This window comes from Nitrosomonas sp., from assembly GCF_021731985.1.
Classification (GTDB): domain Bacteria; phylum Pseudomonadota; class Gammaproteobacteria; order Burkholderiales; family Nitrosomonadaceae; genus Nitrosomonas.
On record NZ_JAKFWH010000008.1, the window covers coordinates 1 to 17,458 of the forward strand.

General features: G+C 46.8%; 18 protein-coding genes and 1 pseudogene. 13 read left to right on the plus strand and 6 right to left on the minus strand.

The features are described 5' to 3' along the window. A partial coding sequence (locus tag QZ942_RS00995; RefSeq protein WP_292992683.1) for a lipid II flippase MurJ occupies positions 1–384 on the plus strand: 384 nt, incomplete at its 5' end. A 14-nt stretch (positions 385–398) separates the two neighbouring features. Here the strand turns inward: QZ942_RS00995 and folE2 are convergent. The 4 genes from folE2 to QZ942_RS01015 form a co-directional block, all read right to left on the minus strand. Then, positions 399–1,205, minus strand: a complete 807-nt coding sequence (folE2, locus tag QZ942_RS01000) for a GTP cyclohydrolase FolE2 (protein WP_292992684.1) — start codon at positions 1,203–1,205, stop codon at positions 399–401. Positions 1,206–1,310: 105 nt separating this feature from the next. After that, positions 1,311–3,155, minus strand: coding sequence for a 1-deoxy-D-xylulose-5-phosphate synthase (dxs, locus tag QZ942_RS01005; RefSeq protein ID WP_292992685.1), 1,845 nt, complete (start codon positions 3,153–3,155; stop codon positions 1,311–1,313). Between the two features lie 36 nt (positions 3,156–3,191). Beyond that, complete coding sequence (locus QZ942_RS01010) at positions 3,192–4,085, minus strand: polyprenyl synthetase family protein (protein ID WP_292992686.1); 894 nt, start codon at positions 4,083–4,085, stop codon at positions 3,192–3,194. Further along, positions 4,075–4,329: an exodeoxyribonuclease VII small subunit gene (locus QZ942_RS01015; RefSeq protein ID WP_292992687.1), complete on the minus strand. Its 255-nt coding sequence runs from the start codon at positions 4,327–4,329 to the stop codon at positions 4,075–4,077. Before QZ942_RS01015 ends, QZ942_RS01010 begins: the two co-directional genes overlap by 11 nt. Before the next feature lie 470 nt (positions 4,330–4,799). Here QZ942_RS01015 and QZ942_RS01020 point away from each other — a divergent pair, with 470 nt between their 5' ends. The 9 genes from QZ942_RS01020 (at position 4,800) to QZ942_RS01060 (ending at position 14,381) form a co-directional block, all read left to right on the plus strand. Further along, positions 4,800–5,285, plus strand: coding sequence for a hypothetical protein (locus QZ942_RS01020; protein ID WP_292992688.1), 486 nt, complete (start codon positions 4,800–4,802; stop codon positions 5,283–5,285). A 150-nt stretch (positions 5,286–5,435) separates the two neighbouring features. Continuing rightward, positions 5,436–6,587, plus strand: coding sequence for an N-acetyltransferase (locus QZ942_RS01025; RefSeq protein WP_292992689.1), 1,152 nt, complete (start codon positions 5,436–5,438; stop codon positions 6,585–6,587). After that, entirely contained in the window at positions 6,584–7,429 is an 846-nt protein-coding gene (locus QZ942_RS01030) for a nucleotidyltransferase family protein (protein ID WP_292992690.1), read from the plus strand. The genes QZ942_RS01025 and QZ942_RS01030 overlap by 4 nt, the downstream gene beginning before the upstream one ends. A 63-nt stretch (positions 7,430–7,492) precedes the next feature. Further along, entirely contained in the window at positions 7,493–8,572 is a 1,080-nt protein-coding gene (gene lptF, locus QZ942_RS01035; RefSeq protein ID WP_292992691.1) for an LPS export ABC transporter permease LptF, read from the plus strand. After that, complete coding sequence (lptG, locus tag QZ942_RS01040; RefSeq protein WP_292992692.1) at positions 8,569–9,630, plus strand: LPS export ABC transporter permease LptG; 1,062 nt, start codon at positions 8,569–8,571, stop codon at positions 9,628–9,630. Before lptF ends, lptG begins: the two co-directional genes overlap by 4 nt. A gap of 122 nt (positions 9,631–9,752) precedes the next feature. Further along, positions 9,753–10,991, plus strand: a complete 1,239-nt coding sequence (locus tag QZ942_RS01045; RefSeq protein ID WP_292992693.1) for a CDP-alcohol phosphatidyltransferase family protein — start codon at positions 9,753–9,755, stop codon at positions 10,989–10,991. Further along, the gene (locus tag QZ942_RS01050) at positions 10,922–13,006 is read left to right on the plus strand and encodes a diacylglycerol kinase family protein (RefSeq protein WP_292992694.1); all 2,085 of its coding nucleotides are present in this window, start codon (positions 10,922–10,924) and stop codon (positions 13,004–13,006) included. The genes QZ942_RS01045 and QZ942_RS01050 overlap by 70 nt, the downstream gene beginning before the upstream one ends. A 64-nt stretch (positions 13,007–13,070) precedes the next feature. Next, on the plus strand, positions 13,071–13,715 hold the full coding sequence (locus tag QZ942_RS01055) for a DUF2959 domain-containing protein (RefSeq protein ID WP_292992695.1): 645 nt from the start codon (positions 13,071–13,073) through the stop codon (positions 13,713–13,715). Between the two features lie 138 nt (positions 13,716–13,853). Then, a complete protein-coding gene (locus QZ942_RS01060; protein ID WP_292992696.1) occupies positions 13,854–14,381 on the plus strand; it encodes a YaeQ family protein in 528 nt (175 codons plus the stop codon). Positions 14,382–14,492: 111 nt separating this feature from the next. Here the strand turns inward: QZ942_RS01060 and QZ942_RS01065 are convergent, their stop codons facing one another. Both QZ942_RS01065 and QZ942_RS01070 read right to left on the minus strand, forming a co-directional pair. Then, positions 14,493–15,107 carry a hypothetical protein gene (locus QZ942_RS01065; protein WP_292992697.1) on the minus strand — a complete coding sequence of 205 codons (615 nt, stop codon included), beginning with the start codon at positions 15,105–15,107 and terminating at the stop codon, positions 14,493–14,495. Between the two features lie 99 nt (positions 15,108–15,206). Further along, a complete protein-coding gene (locus QZ942_RS01070) occupies positions 15,207–15,575 on the minus strand; it encodes a surface-adhesin E family protein (protein WP_292992698.1) in 369 nt (122 codons plus the stop codon). Between the two features lie 372 nt (positions 15,576–15,947). Between QZ942_RS01070 and QZ942_RS01075 the strand changes: the two genes are divergently transcribed. The 3 genes and pseudogenes from QZ942_RS01075 to QZ942_RS01085 all read left to right on the plus strand — a co-directional run. Beyond that, a complete protein-coding gene (locus QZ942_RS01075; RefSeq protein ID WP_292992699.1) occupies positions 15,948–16,595 on the plus strand; it encodes a MotA/TolQ/ExbB proton channel family protein in 648 nt (215 codons plus the stop codon). Continuing rightward, complete coding sequence (locus QZ942_RS01080; RefSeq protein ID WP_292992700.1) at positions 16,582–16,983, plus strand: biopolymer transporter ExbD; 402 nt, start codon at positions 16,582–16,584, stop codon at positions 16,981–16,983. The genes QZ942_RS01075 and QZ942_RS01080 overlap by 14 nt, the downstream gene beginning before the upstream one ends. 11 nt (positions 16,984–16,994) lie before the next feature. Beyond that, a pseudogene (locus QZ942_RS01085) lies at positions 16,995–17,458 on the plus strand (hypothetical protein); the annotation flags it as partial.

The window sequence follows — 17,458 nt, forward strand, 5'->3', positions numbered from 1 at the left end:
ATTGCTGTCATCACGCTGATTGCCACACAACTGATGAATCTCGCTTTCATCATTCCTTTACAACACGCCGGACTGGCATTGGCAATCGGACTGGGAGCTTGTCTTAACGCAGGGTTACTGTATTACAAGTTACGCAGCCATAAAATTTATCAACCGCAACCCGGATGGCTTATTTTCTTTGTGAAAATATTGATCGCTTTGACGATTATGGGCGTTGTCTTATGGTTTGCAACAGGCAGTGATGCTTCTTGGTTAATCGACTCAGCCCTGTTGCGTGCCGGTCGATTAAGCTGGATAGTCATTCTTGGTGCATTCAGCTATTTCGCCGCTTTATGGCTACTGGGATTCCGTATCACCGACTTTACCAAGCAGCAAACGATATAAAAACAACCATTAGTTTATGCGCGTTTTTTCTTATCATTCTCAATCAATGCATACGCTGAATGATTATGAATAGATTCAAAATTCTCTGATTCGACCACATAAGCATCAATGCGCTCGTCATGGTTTAGCACTTCCGCAATATCCCTCACGATGTCTTCAACGAACTTGGGATTGTCATAGGCCTTCTCCGTCACATATTTCTCATCAGGCCGCTTTAAAAGACCATAGAGTTCACAGGAAGCATTACTCTCTGCAATCCTAATAACATCTTCAATCCATACAAAACTATTCGTGCGTACGGAAATCGTAACGTGGGAGCGTTGGTTATGCGCGCCATAATTCGATATTTTCTTAGAACACGGACATAAACTCGTGACCGGCACCACGACTTTCATGGTAAAAAAATATTCGTTATTTTTAATCTCGCCAATGAACGTCACTTCATAATCCAACAAACTTCTTACTTGCGATACCGGTGCAGATTTATTAATGAAGTAAGGAAAGGTCATCTCAATATGACCGGAGTCTGTTTCCAGTTTTTCGATCATTTCCCGTAAGATAGCCTGAAATGACTCAACAGAAATTTCCCGTTCGTGGCTATTGAGTATTTCCACAAAGCGAGACATATGCGTGCCTTTAAAATTATGCGGCAAATTCACATACATGTTAAAGATTGCCACGGTATGCTGCACCCCATCATCCTTGTCGGCCACAACCACAGGATGGCGGATGGCCTTAATCCCTACCCTGTCGATTGCAATCCGCCGGGTATCGGGTGAACTCTGCACATCGGCAATGGGCAAGTCTATTTGTTTATTCATATTATTTCCTCCTATTCGATTAGGAGTCTCTGGCAAACAATTGAGTTCCACACTCGCCAACTCCCAGTCAGGATCAATGCCGTTGAAGCAACAATAAGTTAAATATTACTCAGACAGTATTGACCGCACTGATTGGATAATACCATTCTTGTCTAATCCGCAATCTGCAAGCATTTGCACAGGATCACCCTGATCGATAAAAACATCCGGCAGTCCTAGCTGTAACACTTTGACACAAATTCGCTGACTATTGAGAGATTCTGTTACAGCGCTACCTGCTCCACCCATCACGGTATTTTCTTCAACCGTAACCAGCAAGTCATGACTGGCAGCCAAAGATGCTACCAGATCATCGTCTAACGGTTTGATGAAGCGCATATTGGCCACTGTTGCATTAAGTTCCTCTGCAGCCTCCAGGCACGGTGCCAGCATACTGCCAAAAGCCAGCAAAGCAATCCGCTTCCCCTGACGCCGGATTTCGCCGCAGCCGATGGGTAATGCTTGCATTTCTTTTTGCACCGGCACACCGCTTCCGGTACCTCTTGGATATCGTACCGCTGAGGGTGTATCCAATTGGAAAGCAGTATACAACATCTGCCTACACTCATTTTCATCCGCAGGTGCCATAACGGTCATATTCGGAATACAGCGCAAGTAGGACAAATCAAAACTACCTGCATGCGTCGGACCATCCGCCCCCACCAAGCCAGCCCGGTCAATGGCAAACACAACCGGCAGATTCTGGATAGCAACATCATGAATCAATTGATCATATGCCCGCTGCAGAAAAGTTGAATAAATCGCCACGACCGGCTTTAAACCATCGCATGCCGCACCCGCCGCAAATGTAACCGCATGTTGCTCAGCGATGCCGACATCAAAATAACGTTCGGGATATTCCTGTGAAAAACGAACCAAACCGGATCCCTCGCGCATCGCCGGGGTAATGCCTATTAAACGGGAATCCTGCGCGGCCATATCACACAACCAGTCACCAAATATTTGTGTGTAGGCAGGTTTTCCTGCTGCTTTAGGAATAATTCCTTTTTCCGGATCAAACTTACCAACGCCGTGGTACAGAATGGGATCCTCTTCAGCCACTCTATAACCAGCACCTTTACGCGTCACCACATGGAGAAACTGCGGGCCATCGAGGAGCTTAATATTATTCAGGGTGGTAATTAAAACATCCAGATCATGTCCATCAATCGGGCCAATATAATTAAATCCAAATTCTTCAAATAAGGTGCCTGGTGTTACCATGCCTTTAACATGCTCTTCGGCGCGTTTAGCCAATTCCAGCATAGGCGGAACAACGCCCAGCACTTTTTCGCCAGCACGCCGTGCCGTAGCATAGAATCGCCCCGACATCAACTTAGCCAAATAATTGTTCAGTGCGCCGACCGGCCGTGAAATCGACATATCGTTGTCATTTAGAATGACCAGCAAATTGGCATCCATCACACCGGCATTATTCAACGCTTCAAACGCCATCCCCGCACTCATGGCACCATCGCCAATAATTGCAATTGCACGCCGGTCCGTCTTATTTAATTGCGCAGCGACCGCCATGCCGAGTGCGGCACTGATGGAAGTACTGGAATGTGCGGTGCCAAATGCGTCATACTCACTTTCATCGCGACGCGGGAATCCGGCTAACCCGCCCTGCATGCGCAACTTGCTCATGCCACTTCGCCGACCGGTTAGAATTTTGTGCGCATAGGTTTGATGTCCTACATCCCAAACAATCTGGTCATGCGGTGTATTAAAAACATAGTGCAGGGCAATGGTTAATTCAACCGTACCCAGATTGGAGGACAGATGCCCTCCGGTTTTCGCGACCGATTCAATGAGAAAACCACGTAATTCCTTAGCAACCTGCGGCAATTTCTTTTGATCCAGTTCACGTAACTGGGAGGGGAAACTAATGGCATCTAACAATGGATACATTCAAAACCTGAAATAAAAATAATGGAGAAATAAGACTCAGAATTTACGTTTAATTATAAAATCGGTTACTTGACGCAATCGTAATGCAGCTTCACCAAAGCTATCTAAAGCCTGATAAGCGTCATGCTGCAATTTCTCCGCCAATTCACGCGCCTGAATAATACCTAGAATACTGACATAAGTGGGCTTATTATTCTCAGCATCTTTACCGGCGGTTTTACCCAATGTGGCCGTTGTTGCCTCGGTATCCAACAAATCGTCAACCACCTGGAATGCCAGACCAACGCATTTGGCAAAGTGATCCAACTTACCCAACTGATTATTATCTAAACGGTTATTACAACGCGCCCCAAGCATCACAGCAGCACGGATCAGCGCACCGGTTTTATGGATATGCATAAACTCCAGTTCCGGCAGGCTTAAAGTCTTGCCAACACTATCCAAATCAAATGCCTGCCCCCCTGCCATGCCACGAGAACCAGTAGCCAATGCCAGTTGTGCGATCATCTCTAATTGTGTCCCCGGCTCATCAGCTAGACGCTTCTCCGCCAATAATTCAAAAGCCAGCGTTTGCAAACTATCGCCCGTCAGCAACGCGGTAGCTTGATCAAACTCTATATGACAGGTAGGTTTGCCGCGCCGCAGAATATCGTCGTCCATGCACGGCAGATCATCATGCACCAAAGAATAAGCATGTATGAGTTCTACCGCTGCGGCAACAACCGTTACACGCTCAGCATCTGCACGCACAAGCTCTCCGGCTGCAAAAGACAATAGCGGACGTACGCGCTTTCCTCCACCCAGCACAGAATAGCGCATTGCTTTATGTAATCGCTCAGGAACGCAATCTGCGGCAGGTAATCGCGATTCCAGAAATGTCTCGATACGCGCCTGACAACTGCTAGTCCAGTTCTGAAAATCAGCGCTCATTGTTGTCAGATCCTATGAAATCTTTTAACAGACCAGCCTCAAGCACGCGCACCTGCTGTTGCGCACCTTGCAGTTTATTCTGACAATATTGCAATAACTCTGCTCCGCGCTGATACGCTGAGAGAGAATCTTCCAGTGACATTTGCCCTGCTTCCATGGCCGCCACTATTTTCTCCAGTTCAGCGGATGCCGCCTCAAAACTCTCTGGCTGAGATGAAACAGCATGCTTTGTTGATTTGGTCATAAATACGTAGCCAGCAATAATACAAATATAGAAATAGGTGGTTTTTTTATAAAAAAGCAGATAAAAATAACGCAATAAGCAGTGTCAGGTCAATTCAAATTTAGTAATAACTGCCCTCCCCGCTTTCTGGGGCTATTGATGAATAGCTGAAAAACGGCTTGGATCACCGGACACATGTGATTATCAATCCTTTAAAAAATACTGCCCGAACTTTTTCCATAACCGGTTTTTACTTTGAGCAACACAGAATAACAATATTGATACATCGCGCTTACTATGGCAAGATACGAGCCTTGGCAGGTCTCGTCAGGATCAGGTAAAAATTCGATTGTTACAAAATAAGTCATTGAAAAATCGCCTTTTACCCTTCCCCGTCGTCACGATCGCTTATTTCGGCAATATCCCTGGGTAGCGGTTCTCGATACAAGAACCGATTCTGCGTTTTCTAATGTACTTAAATTGAGACAACCTTGAACGAAATCATTGATCAAATCTCCGGATATTTTGAAACCGTGCCGTTATGGCCATTTGTCTTATTTGGCTTTCTAGGGTTGGTGGCTGTGTTTGTTGAAATTCTTAATCGCAAGCGCCGCGCCGATGCAATTGATAACTTCCGCTATACGATAGAAACAGAACTGGCTGACATGTATCCTCAGCATAAACGCTGGCCTAAGAATATCAACACCTACCTCTGCTCCCGGCTGCCTGGAATGCAGCAAAACTTTGAAGTTTTAAGAGTATTCCTTCCTCAGGATCGCCTGCTCAGCTACAATACGGATTGGAATAATTATTGTGATTTCTGCCGCAATATCACGGATGAGAAAATTGCCGCAGCTGAACAATCCTCGGCATCCGATTCTTCTGAAGGCACCAAACAATCTACGCATAAAGAATCAGATCCCAAAGAAGTTTTTCATAAGCTTGTAACGGATTTATTGAAACACACACATATATAAAAACTTCTTCTCCCTACATGATGCAATGCAGTGAATCACTGAGTACTGGCATAGCAACAGATTCGATGCAATTGGCAGTGATTCCGGATTGTCTAGTAAACAGACCCATAATCCAGGGCATTATCATTAAAACCACATCATTCATCTGCCATGAGTACACACGATAAGCCGGTTGGTTCCAAAGTAACGGTGCGCCCGGTAATGTCTTATCGTGATATGGGCAAGTTTATTGATGTACCCTGGCACGTCTATGCCAATGATCCGTTGTGGGTACCCCCTTTACGCCTGGAGCGGCGTTTCCATTTTTCCCGCTTCAATCCTTTTTTTAAACATGGTGAATGGCAAGCTTGGGTAGCCTATCAAAACGGTCAACCGGTTGGACGGATCAGCGCACAGATCGATTCGCTGCACCGGGAACGCTACGGTGCGGATAGCGGCCACTTTGGTCTGTTGGAATGTATCGACGATTCAGAAATTTTTGCTGCATTGATACTGAATGCTGAAGCCTGGCTGGCTTCCCGGAAAACGCGTCATGTGAGCGGCCCGTTTAATCTCTCTATCAATCAAGAATGCGGTATTCTGGTCGATGGATTTGACACACCACCGGTCATCATGATGCCCCACTCACCGCGTTGGTATGGCCGTTTACTGGAAGAACAGGGCTATCTTCCCGTTAAAGATTTACTGGCTTATAAGGTCCGGGTCGATTTTGAAATACCTCGTGTCATGCAGGTTTTGATCAATCGGTTTTCTTCAAAGGTAACATTGCGTACATTGAAACGTAATCATTTTGATGAAGAAATGGAAACCTTGCGGGATATTTTTAACGACGCCTGGTCTGAAAATTGGGGTTTCATTCCCTTTACCCGCGAAGAATTTGCCGAACTGGGCACCAGCCTGCGGCTGTTACTACCTGATGAATTCATCCAGATTGCCGAAGTCGATGGTAAGCCTGCAGCATTTATGGTTGGACTACCCAATCTCAACGAAGTCTTAATCGAATTAAATGGGAGCTTGTTTCCGTTTGGCTGGCTCAAAATGATCAAAAAGATCAGAAATCAAGAGATACGGACAGGCCGCATACCGCTGATGGGTGTCCGCAAACAATTTCACAACACACCGCTGGGCCTGGCACTGGCTTGCTTGGTCATTGATGCGCCTCGTCAAGCAGGGATTGCTCGCGGCATTGAAGAAGTTGAGATGTCATGGATACTTGAAGATAATCTCGCGATGCGCAGTATTCTCGACAGCATAGGCAGCGAGCAATACAAACGTTATCGTATTTATGGAAAAACATTGTGAACGATGCGTCTAATCCTGCACCACAGCGATTCGCCGCACTGGTTCTGGCTGCCGACCGCACCAACAAAGATCCTATCACACAGCATACCGGTGCAGCTTGCAAAGCCTTTGCACCTGTGGATGGCACTCCGATGGTCATCCGTGTCCTGGATACGCTGGCAGCTTGCGATCTGGTCACCACAATCATCCTTTGCGGCCCTCCCGAATCTCTGCACATGCATTGCCCGGAATTAAAACAACGCATTGCTTCCGGGCAAGTGATTTGGATACCAAACCTGGATTCTCCCAGCCGTAGCGCTGAAAGTGGCCTGAGTCAAATACCCAGCGATACGCCGGTATTATTAACCACCGCAGATCATGCCTTGCTAACACCCGACATGGTACAAGGTTTTTTGCGGGATTCCCTGGCAATCGAGTGTGATGCCACGGTTGGTTTAGTCAGACAACAAGATATCGCCGCCGCATTTCCCGGCTCCAAGCGCACTGTTATTCGTTTACGTGGCGGCGGATTTTGCGGCTGCAATCTGTTTACATTCAACCCGCAAGGACGCGCATTGATCAGATTCTGGCGGCAAGCCGAAGATTTGCGCAAGCGCCCCTGGCGATTAATCGCACAAGTACTCGGATTCAAAATGGTATTGTCGTACTTGTTTGGATTTCTCACGTTACAGCAAGGCTTGCAAGCCGTATCCGAAAAATCCGGGGTAAAAATACAAGGCATCATGCTTGACGATCCACGAGCCGGTGTCGATGTCGATAAAGTCGAAGATTTAGTGCTTGCCGAATCCATACTCAAGCAAAAACCAAATTTTTTTCACAGTGACACGCAATCTATTGAGTAATCTGCCGCCTGCTCTCGTCCATGCTACTCGCCATACCATCCGTTATGTTAATCACACAGATTCATGAAATTAATTGAACGGTATATCGCGCGCGAGATATTGCTGCCTTTCACGGTAGTCATACTTATTCTGATCGGTTTATTTGCCAGCTTCAGCAGCGCACGTCTTTTGGCAGGAGCCGTCACTGAAACTTTGGGAATCGCCGCCCTGCTAAAACTGGTTTTCTTAAAAACGCTGATTGCACTGGAAGTATTAATCCCCATCGCGCTCTATATTTCGGTCATCATAGGTCTCGGCAGACTTAACAAAGATCAGGAACTGAATGTCATTCGTTCTGTCGGTGTCAGCGGGACACGTATTGTCCTCACCGTACTAACCGTGGCGATACCGGTTGGAATTGTCAGCGGCATGCTTTCATCCTATGTTCGTCCTTGGGCCTATGCGGAAAGTTACATTCTGGACGCACAAGCAGAGGCCGAATTAAATACAAACCGGTTTCAGGCCGGACGTTTCCATGGTAGTGAACGAACCGGCAGAATCGTCTATGTACGCAGCAAGAATGACGCCGACAAGCAAATGCAGTATATTTTTCACTATATCAAGAAGCCGGATGGCAGCGAAATTGTCATTGCCAAGCAAGCTCGCCAAATTCAACCATCAGAACCGAAACAAAGACCGCACATCCAGCTATCCGAAGGCATAATTTATCAATTAACCCGCACAGCCAGCATTGATGATGTCATCCAGTTCAAAAACATGACTTATTTTATTGATAGTGACTATGCTTTGAATTACCGGCGCAAAGCAGCCGCCACAAGAACACTTTGGGAATCCGATCAGCCGCGTGATATTGCCGAATTGCAATGGCGAATTTCCCGTCCGCTCGCCACGATTCTGTTGGCTTTAATTGCAGTGACATTCATTCGCAGCACGCCGCGCCACGACAAAACCGATCGAACGTATCTGATTGCCGCACTCGTTTTCGCCGCCTATTATAACTTTACCGGACTGGCCAAAACCTGGGTTGAGCAAGGTGTCGTTGGCAGCATACCGGGGGTTTGGTGGCTCTATCTACTCATGCTCACAGCACTGGGTATCTACGCACTGATATCAAGACGAAGACAATTCTCACACCCACGATGATCATTTATCGCTATATCGCTTACCAAGTGCTGATCGGCTTCATGATTGCCGCTTCGATTCTGCTTCCATTATTCAGCTTCTTTGATTTATTAGATCAACTGGATAATGTAGGCAGAGGCACTTATCGCATCAAAGATGCTTTTCTCTACACAGCGATGCTCTTGCCACGCAGATTTATTCAGATCGCACCTTTTGTTGCTTTATTAGGCACAGTCGTTGCACTTGGAAAACTGGCCGTGGATTCGGAATTAATTGCTATGCGCGTTGCCGGACTGTCACCGCTTCGTATCAGTCTTGCACCATTAAGCGTCGGTATTGTACTACTGCTGAGCGTCGCGATTTTAGAGCAATTTGTAGCACCCCAGCTGCAACAAAAAGCGATTACCTATCGGGCTATCGCGCTGGAGCAAAGTGCTGAATTAGGTAAAAACTTAGGAATCTGGACGCGCAACGAGCAAAATATCCTGCGCATCGGTCATATGTTGCATGCCAAAAGAGCAGCGGATATTGAAATCCTACAATTGGATCAAGAAGGTTTCTTACTCACACATACCTTGGCGCAATATGCAGACATTATCGATGACGATATCTGGGAATTAAGCAACGTCGTTGTCAGAACATTTAAAGATGATCAAATATTAGCAACCCGAGTTAATACATTAAACTGGTCCTCTTTTCTGAATCCGGAAGATATCCTAACGCTCACAAAGCCACCCGAAAGCCTGTCACCACTTGAATTGGTGCGGCATGTAGAATTTTTACGTAGCACCGGTCAGGATGCGGACTCCTATGCATTGGCGTTATGGCGAAAAGTTGGCAGTGCGCTGATGACGGTAGCCATGCTGCTGTTATCCATTCCATTTGTATTTGGATCGATCCGCACCGGTTTGAGCAACAAACTGGTATTTGCTGCGCTGATCGGCATCGCCGTTTACTTGCTGGACCAGATTATCGCCAATGCCGGTCTGATATTGCGCCTAAACCCTGCATTCATCGCGCTTGTCCCTGGATTATTTATGATTATTCTGGCCAATGTATGGTTACGCCGGACTTTTTAACACCAATCTGTTATTGTTGTCACAAAACATCTAAAATCACGTAGCCTTGCATAACCTATTGCTCATCAGGTTAATATTTCAATCGTTAATTTCGTTCAGACAAAATCCAATATCAACCGCACATGTCGACTTCAACCTATATTTATATTTTTGGTGAAAGTGAAATCACCATTTGGGGATTAACTGGCCGAGAGCGTTTGCAGCGCATGTTACAAACGCATGAGCACATCCAGCTGGTTGATGATGCAGAAAAAATTCCTGCCAACGCGACCGCTTTATTTTTGAATTCTAATTTTCTATTTGATGCCCGGGTTTTGACCGCATTGCTCGGACTGAACAAGAAAGCCGCCTTATACAATGACGAAGGTTGCCCTGCGGCGATACGTACCGATGGCAGTCAAGCACCGCAAATACTCAGGAATCTTAACAATAATAAAAGCCAGAATTATAAGTTCGTATTGCTGATCATTCCGCGCGTTGGTCTGCAAGATCTAAAAATAGATTTTCAACAAAATCTGAAAAAGAAAGACCCGCCTTACATTTTGCCTGTCAGCGAAGCCAATCGTCCGTTACTGGAAAAGGAGCTTTTTTCCGGGTCGTATAAAGGCGTGACCGATCTGGTCACCAAATGGGTCTGGCCGCTTCCGGCATTCTGGGTGACGCATTATTGCGTGCGGCAAGGCTGGCAGCCGAATCACGTCACCTATCTCAGCATCGTGCTCGCCATTCTGACCGGATTAGCATTCTGGGGCGGATTTTTTGGCATTGGATTGCTCATGGGATGGTTCATGACCTTTCTCGACACCGTGGACGGAAAACTGGCACGCGTCACTGTGACTTCCAGCCGCCTGGGGGATGTACTGGATCATGGCTTGGATATTATTCATCCACCACTGTGGTATCTGGCGTGGGGAGCCGGTTTAGCGAGTACACTTACGCCCATTAGCGGATTGGAAATAATGATGTGGCTCATGTTTTTAGGTTATGTGGGCGGGCGCTTATGCGAAGGCGCATTCCAGTATTGGCTGGCATCTTTCGATATGTTCATCTGGCAAAAATTAGACTCATTTAACCGGCTGATTACTGCCCGGCGCAATCCGAATCTGATTCTACTCACGTATGGGTGGTTAACTAATCAACCGGATGTCGGATTGCTGTTAGTCGTCGCCTGGCATGTCATCTCCACGGCGATACTGATATGGCGCTTGATGATCGGCTGGCAAACCAAACAGAAAGAGGGAACACTGAAATCCTGGTTGCAGGATATCGATCCAGCACGTGACCGGGAAATATGGGCAGTCAAAATATTTACACGCGCGCCGATCAATCTGAGAAAACCCTATCCCATATCATCCCCTTAAGTCGCACGCAGCATCGCCCAATGACATCACAAGCACGGATTGATCGCTTAAAAACCGGAGCAGCCAAAATCGGCTGCCTGATCAATCCAATGGGCGGTCAGACGCGTAAACGTCAACCGGCTATCCGGCAAGCATTGCATGAAATACCCGGCATCATGGTCTGCGAAGCCACGGATACAATCACTTTTAAAAGTGCAATTGAGCAGTTGCTCCGGGCAAACATCGATTTACTGGTGATTGTCGCCGGCGACGGCACGACGCATGCGATACTCGGTCATCTGTTTAAATTATTAGCACCCGAGAAATGGCCGGTGCTGATGGTCATACCCGGCGGCACCACCAACATGACGCCACTGGATCTGGGCATACAGGGCAAACCTGAACAAGCATTACACCGCTTGCGTGATTATCTGTTAAAGCCATCAGCACCTAAGCTGGTGCAGCGCCCGGTGCTACGAATCGAGCAAACTGGAATGAACCCGATTTACGGCATGTTCTTCGCGGTTGGGCTGGTGGCGCGCGGCGTGAAATTTTCGCGCAGCCCGGTCAAACAACTGGGAATCACCGGCAGCATTTTTACTTTTCTGATCATGCTGCGATCACTCATTGGCATCATTATCGATATGCTGCTTGGCCGCCAGCAAAGCGAGTGGGCGCCGGTCAATATGACAATGACGGAAGCAAATGGACGAATCCATCACGGCACTTATCTGTTTGCACTGGTCAGCGCATTGGATTCTTTGTTACTCAACATTCGTCCGTATTGGGGCAAAGAACCGGCACCGCTGCATGTCACTTTGGTCAATCATCAGCCTAAGCGTCTGTGGCGTTCGGTATGGCCACTACTGTCAGGTGGCGGCCAAGTGTTACAAGAAACCGACGGCTACTATAGCCATAATACCTATTCCCTGACCTTGCAAATGGACGATGAATATATTGTGGACGGTGAATTGTATCGATCTGCAAGACCACATGAACCGTTGCGAATTTCCGCGACGGATTCCGTAACATTTTTTGTACCAGAGGACATTACGACTTCCATGACCAGATCCAAAGCCACATCCGCTGCGCAACTACCTGTTCGATTGATTAACGAAGTGGCGTGGGAAAGCAAAAAAGCGGTATCGCCAGATCTCGTCCCTTTGGTGGATGCACTCATCATGCGCTTCGGCGCATCACTGGATGCGGTGATTCTGTATGGTTCCTGCCTGCATTCCGACATCAGCCTGGAAGAAGGCATTGTCGATCTGTATGTCATCGTTGACAGTTACCACAAGGCTTATCCCGAGCGTTATTTGGCCAATTTAAACACCTGGCTGGCACCCAATGTTTTTTATCTGGAAATCCCACATCAGGAAAGAACGTTACGCGCCAAATACGCCGTCATTTCTACCAGTGATTTTGCACGTGGTGCGCAATTCTGGTTTCATCCCTATATCTGGGCGCGCTTTGCGCAACCATCGCGGTTGCTCTACTGCCGTGACGATTCCGTACGAGAACGCATTTATGCGGCGCTGGCCCATTCCGTCGTCACTTTTTTAAAATCCGGTGTAGCGGCACTCGAGGCAGGCATACTAGATGTCGAAGAAATCTGGACCCGCTGCTTGATGCTCACCTACGCCGCCGAATTACGCGCAGAGCGAGAAACACGTGCGCGCCATCTGGCACAAGCCAATCTGAGCGCACTGATCCGCCTGACGGAAGTGGCAGCCCCCATGCTGACAGGAGTATTGGAAAAACAAGAAAACGGAAAATATCGCTGCCTGACCACTCCGGAGACCCAACAGCAAGCGCTCCGGCTCTGGTGGCTACGCCGCTGGCAAGGAAAAATCCTGTCGATCCTGCGATTATCCAAGGCCACGCTTACTTTCAACAATAGCGTCGAATACGCTGCCTGGAAAATCGAGCGGCACACGGGCGTACGCGTGGAAATTACCCCGATGCTGCGTCGTCACCCCATCCTGTGGGGTTTAAAAGTGGCCTGGCGGTTATTGCGGCGGGGTGTGTTGCGTTAAATCCAATGACCTGTTAAGAAATAACAAAGATCGACAACCTAAAAACTTTTTAATGGAGGCAAACATGCACTATCTGTATCGGTTACTCATTCTTTCCGTATTTTTTACGCTAATGGGTTGTTCCACGATGTATCTCGAGGCTCTAGAGAAAGTTGGCATTCCGAAGCGCGATGTGATGGTATCCCGGGTTGAAAAAGCGCGCGACACACAAGAAGAAACCAAAGAACAATTCAAATCGGCATTGGAACAATTTACTGCCGCCACCAACTTTGATGGCGGTGATCTGGAAGCCACTTATAAAAGGCTGAATGACGCTTATGAAGCCAGTGTCGCTAAGGCCGAAGAAGTCAGAAGCCGCATCGCCGATATTGAAAGCGTCTCTGAAGCTTTATTTACTGAATGGAAACAGGAAATCACGCAATACAGCAGCGCCGCGATGAAGCAAAACAGCCAGAAGAAACTCAACACCACGCAAACGCATTATCGCCAGTTAATCAAGTCGATGAAACAGGCAGAAGCCAAGATTGAACCGATCCTCACCGTATTTAACGATCAGGTCATGTTCCTCAAACACAACCTCAATGCACGCGCCATTGCTTCACTCAAAGGAGAACTGAGCACGATTAAGTCAGATGTATCCGCACTGGTTGTTTCCATGGAGCAATCGATTAATGAAGCGAATGCGTTTATCAGCACGATGGAAAAATAAACCATCTCAAGCAACCTCGGAATAACTGTCATTTCGAGCGCAGCGAGAAATCTATAGCGTTGATTGCCAAAGATTCCTCACAACGTTCGGAATGACAAACGGGTTTATTCAATAGCTCCTTACGATATAGGTACGTCTGTGGCACTCAAACCCACCATCTACAAATTTAAAATTGCGCTAACCGACCTCAATCGTAATTATTACGATACGCTCAACCTGACCATTGCCCAGCACCCCTCCGAAACGCTCGAGCGCATGATGGTGCGCATGCTCGCGTTTTGTATCAATGCACAGGAATCCCTTACGCTCACCAAAGGATTGAGTACCGTAGAAGAGCCCGACCTATGGGCACATACCCCGGATGGCCGGATTGCATTATGGATCGATGTCGGAGAACCTGCCCCGGATCGAATCAAGAAAGCCACGCGGATCGCTCAAACCGTCAAAGTGTATAGCTTTAACTCCAAATCGAATGTCTGGTGGATGCAGGAAAAAGCAAAATTCAACGAGCTGACCGCAGCCATTTTCCAGTTTCAATGGCCAAACATTCAGGCACTGGCCAAACTGGTGCAACGCACGATGGATATCTCCGTCACGATTACTGAGGAATCGGCTTATGTGGCTACGGAGTTGGGGGAATGTGAAGTAACTTGGATATCGTTATAAAATGATTTTATATCAAAAGGGTCGGCTCTTAATTGACTTCTCATCAAGCACAAAGGAGCAGCCCACTTTTACGCAGCCTAATCAGTAATCGTAAATATTACCGGCTAAATCTTAAGCATGAATTGGTAGATGGGAAAGAGCAGGTAAGGTTTTTAGTAGATTCTGCATTTTGCGAGCATAGGTTGGTTTAGATTTTCTTCTATATAGAATAAAGGGAAGGCATACCACAAAAGTGTCGGCAAACATTGTGTAAAAAAATTTCTCGATTTCCTTCTTATGGATAACCCTTATTTCAACTAATTTTGCAAGGTGCTCATACTTGTTCAGAATTTCTTCTGTTTTCCTGATCTTACATTCGTTTATTTTTAAGAACTCTTCAGTGGTATCAATAAACGTTATCCCTAAATACATCGACAGGTAGTCCTTTATTTTCTCATCATCTAAATTGGCTATCCGACCCACTTTTCGTAGTTTAGTATTGTCCTGAGTTTTTAAAAATCGTTTTCTCCAAAACGAGGCGACTTCGATTCTCTTTGCAATAAATTCATCGTCAAGAAAATCCTTATTGAGATCGCGAAAAAATTCATATTTTGTTTTTCTGACTGTGATGTTATAAGACCATAATGCAAATAAGGCGGAACCTGTAGCTACAAGAAATACCAAGAGCTTGATGAGAATATCGAAAAATTCGTGATACTCTTGAACGTAACAAATGAAGTTATCCATGCTTCCTCTATAACTAAATCCTAAGTTATTCAACTAAAAAAGTATCCGACCGCAAGCAACGAGGGATTGAACCCGTAGAGATTAAAATTCCAGGCTACCTCAATCAATACAAACCGTCTCCGCAATATGCCGGAAAATTGAGTTGGCCGAGAAACTAAACCAATCCCGGGATTCATCATGATGCGCGCCAATTACCATGCCTGTGGCTTCTTTATCCGGATACAACAGCATCGTGATTGAGCGGGCTTTGTGATAGTCGCAGTCAAATTCATACAATGTTTTAACCGCACGGTGTCCGCCTTTTTGCTTTTCCTCGTAGCTGGACAGCACCCAGATTTTTCTGAACTGACCGTATTTTTGCAGAGTCTCCGGGTCAAAGTAATGCGCTTCGCCGGGTTTGGCAGCAGCATCGGCTTTAATCCACTTGGCTTGCACAGTTGTAACAACCATCAGCAGAAACAGTACCATTAAACATTCTTTCATAATTAATCGCTATAATTGACCTGTCCAGTCTGTTTTTCTTTCCTCAGAATTTCCAAGCAATGGGTAATCCGTATAGGCTTCGTGCCTTTCTGCAACAAAGTCACAAAAGTAAATCATTTTGCCATTAAAGTGTTCCAACTGCTGGTGTTTTCAACTATTCTTAGCATCCATCCGGCCTAGTGATGTTAGGTTCTGTATCGCAATTTCTCGACGGAATGACACGATGACGTGCTCGTTACAAATGTAATGATAGTTGGAATGAAAATATTTCTTATTAGAAATTTCTTGTATTCAATAAATTTCTAATAAGTACTAGCAATCTACAGCTTTATGAATAGTCTTAATCTGGAGTTAAATATGGAAGAACTAAATCAAGCCTGGGTCATGTTAAAGCTGGGTGGAATTATCATCATTCCACTGTCTTTACTGGCGGTCATCGCTCTGGCAATTATGCTTGAAAAAGCATTTGTTTATTGGCGCTACGCACGCCTTTCCAGCGATTTGCTAAACCTTGTCGAAACATATGGCTTCAAATGGAACGATCTGGAAAAAATCCTTTCCGGATTGGATAAGCGTCATTATTACAAGCGTTTCTTTGAGGTGGTGATTTCCAACCGGCATAAACCGGCATGGTGGACGGAATCGCGCGCTGCCGATGAAGCGCAAATTATTGAAGAGTCTTTGTCACGTCGGCTCTGGGCTTTGGAAACCATCGTAACTGCCGCACCGCTGCTTGGATTGGTGGGAACCGTGGTCGGTATGATGCGCGCTTTCCAGGTGATTGGCAGCGAAGGCATTGTTAACCCCGCGGCGGTCACAGGCGGTGTTGCAGAGGCGCTGATTGCAACCGTTGTGGGACTGGCGATTGCGCTGGTGGCCTTATTTGGGTTCAATTATTTTTCCCGTTTGCAATCGCTGACATTGGATGAAATGGAACGCCTGGGTACGCGACTGATCGATAACATCCGCCTGGATCAACAGGACAATAACCATGAAGCTCCGTAAATCCCGCACAATTCCTAAAGGTAAGATAGAAATCATTCCGATGATCGACGTGATGTTTTTCTTGCTGGCGACCTTCATGCTGGCTTCTTTATCGATGCAGAAACTGGATTCATTGCAGGTTGATTTGCCTGAAGGCCAGGCTGAGAAGCTTAGCGCGGAAAAGCCGGTGACACTGACGCTAACCAAAGACAGTAAAATTTTTATCAATCAGACGGCGGTTACGCTTGATACTCTGGCAACAACACTCAAGCCGTTACTCTCAGACTCCAAACAGAAGCTGATTGTGTCCGCGGATAGTGAGGCGCCGCAAGGCATTGTCGTGCAGGCCATGCTGCGCGCTCGATCTGCCGGTGCCCAGCATTTTCTGATTGCGGTCAAACATAAATAGCACAGAAAAGAATGGTAAGTTCCAAATCGAGAGAAATTCGCCTGTGGTGGCCATTGCCACTGGCTGCGCTCGTCTGGTTGTTGATTATTTGGGGATTGGGGTTTTTCTTGTCAATACCCGAGGTAGAAGGCGAAACGCCGATCCCTATTGCTGCGAGCTTTATCGATTTAAACGAAACAGAGGATGCCAAGAGCTCGCTGCCTGCTTCCTCGCAATCTACTCCAACGCCACCACAGGAGAAACCTAAAGCTGTCGAGGAAGCGAAACCGGCACCGAAATTACCGCCGCTACCGGCTCCAAGTCCACCATCGCGATCACAGCCCAAGCCCAAAGCGGTTGAAAAACCCAGTAAGCCCACGCCCACCCAGCCTACCAAAGACAAGGCAATCACTAGAACGCCGCCAAAACCTGCCCCCGATGCGGCCACGGATTTGTCCGATTATATTAATCAAGCCAAAGCGCGCCGCCGCGCGGA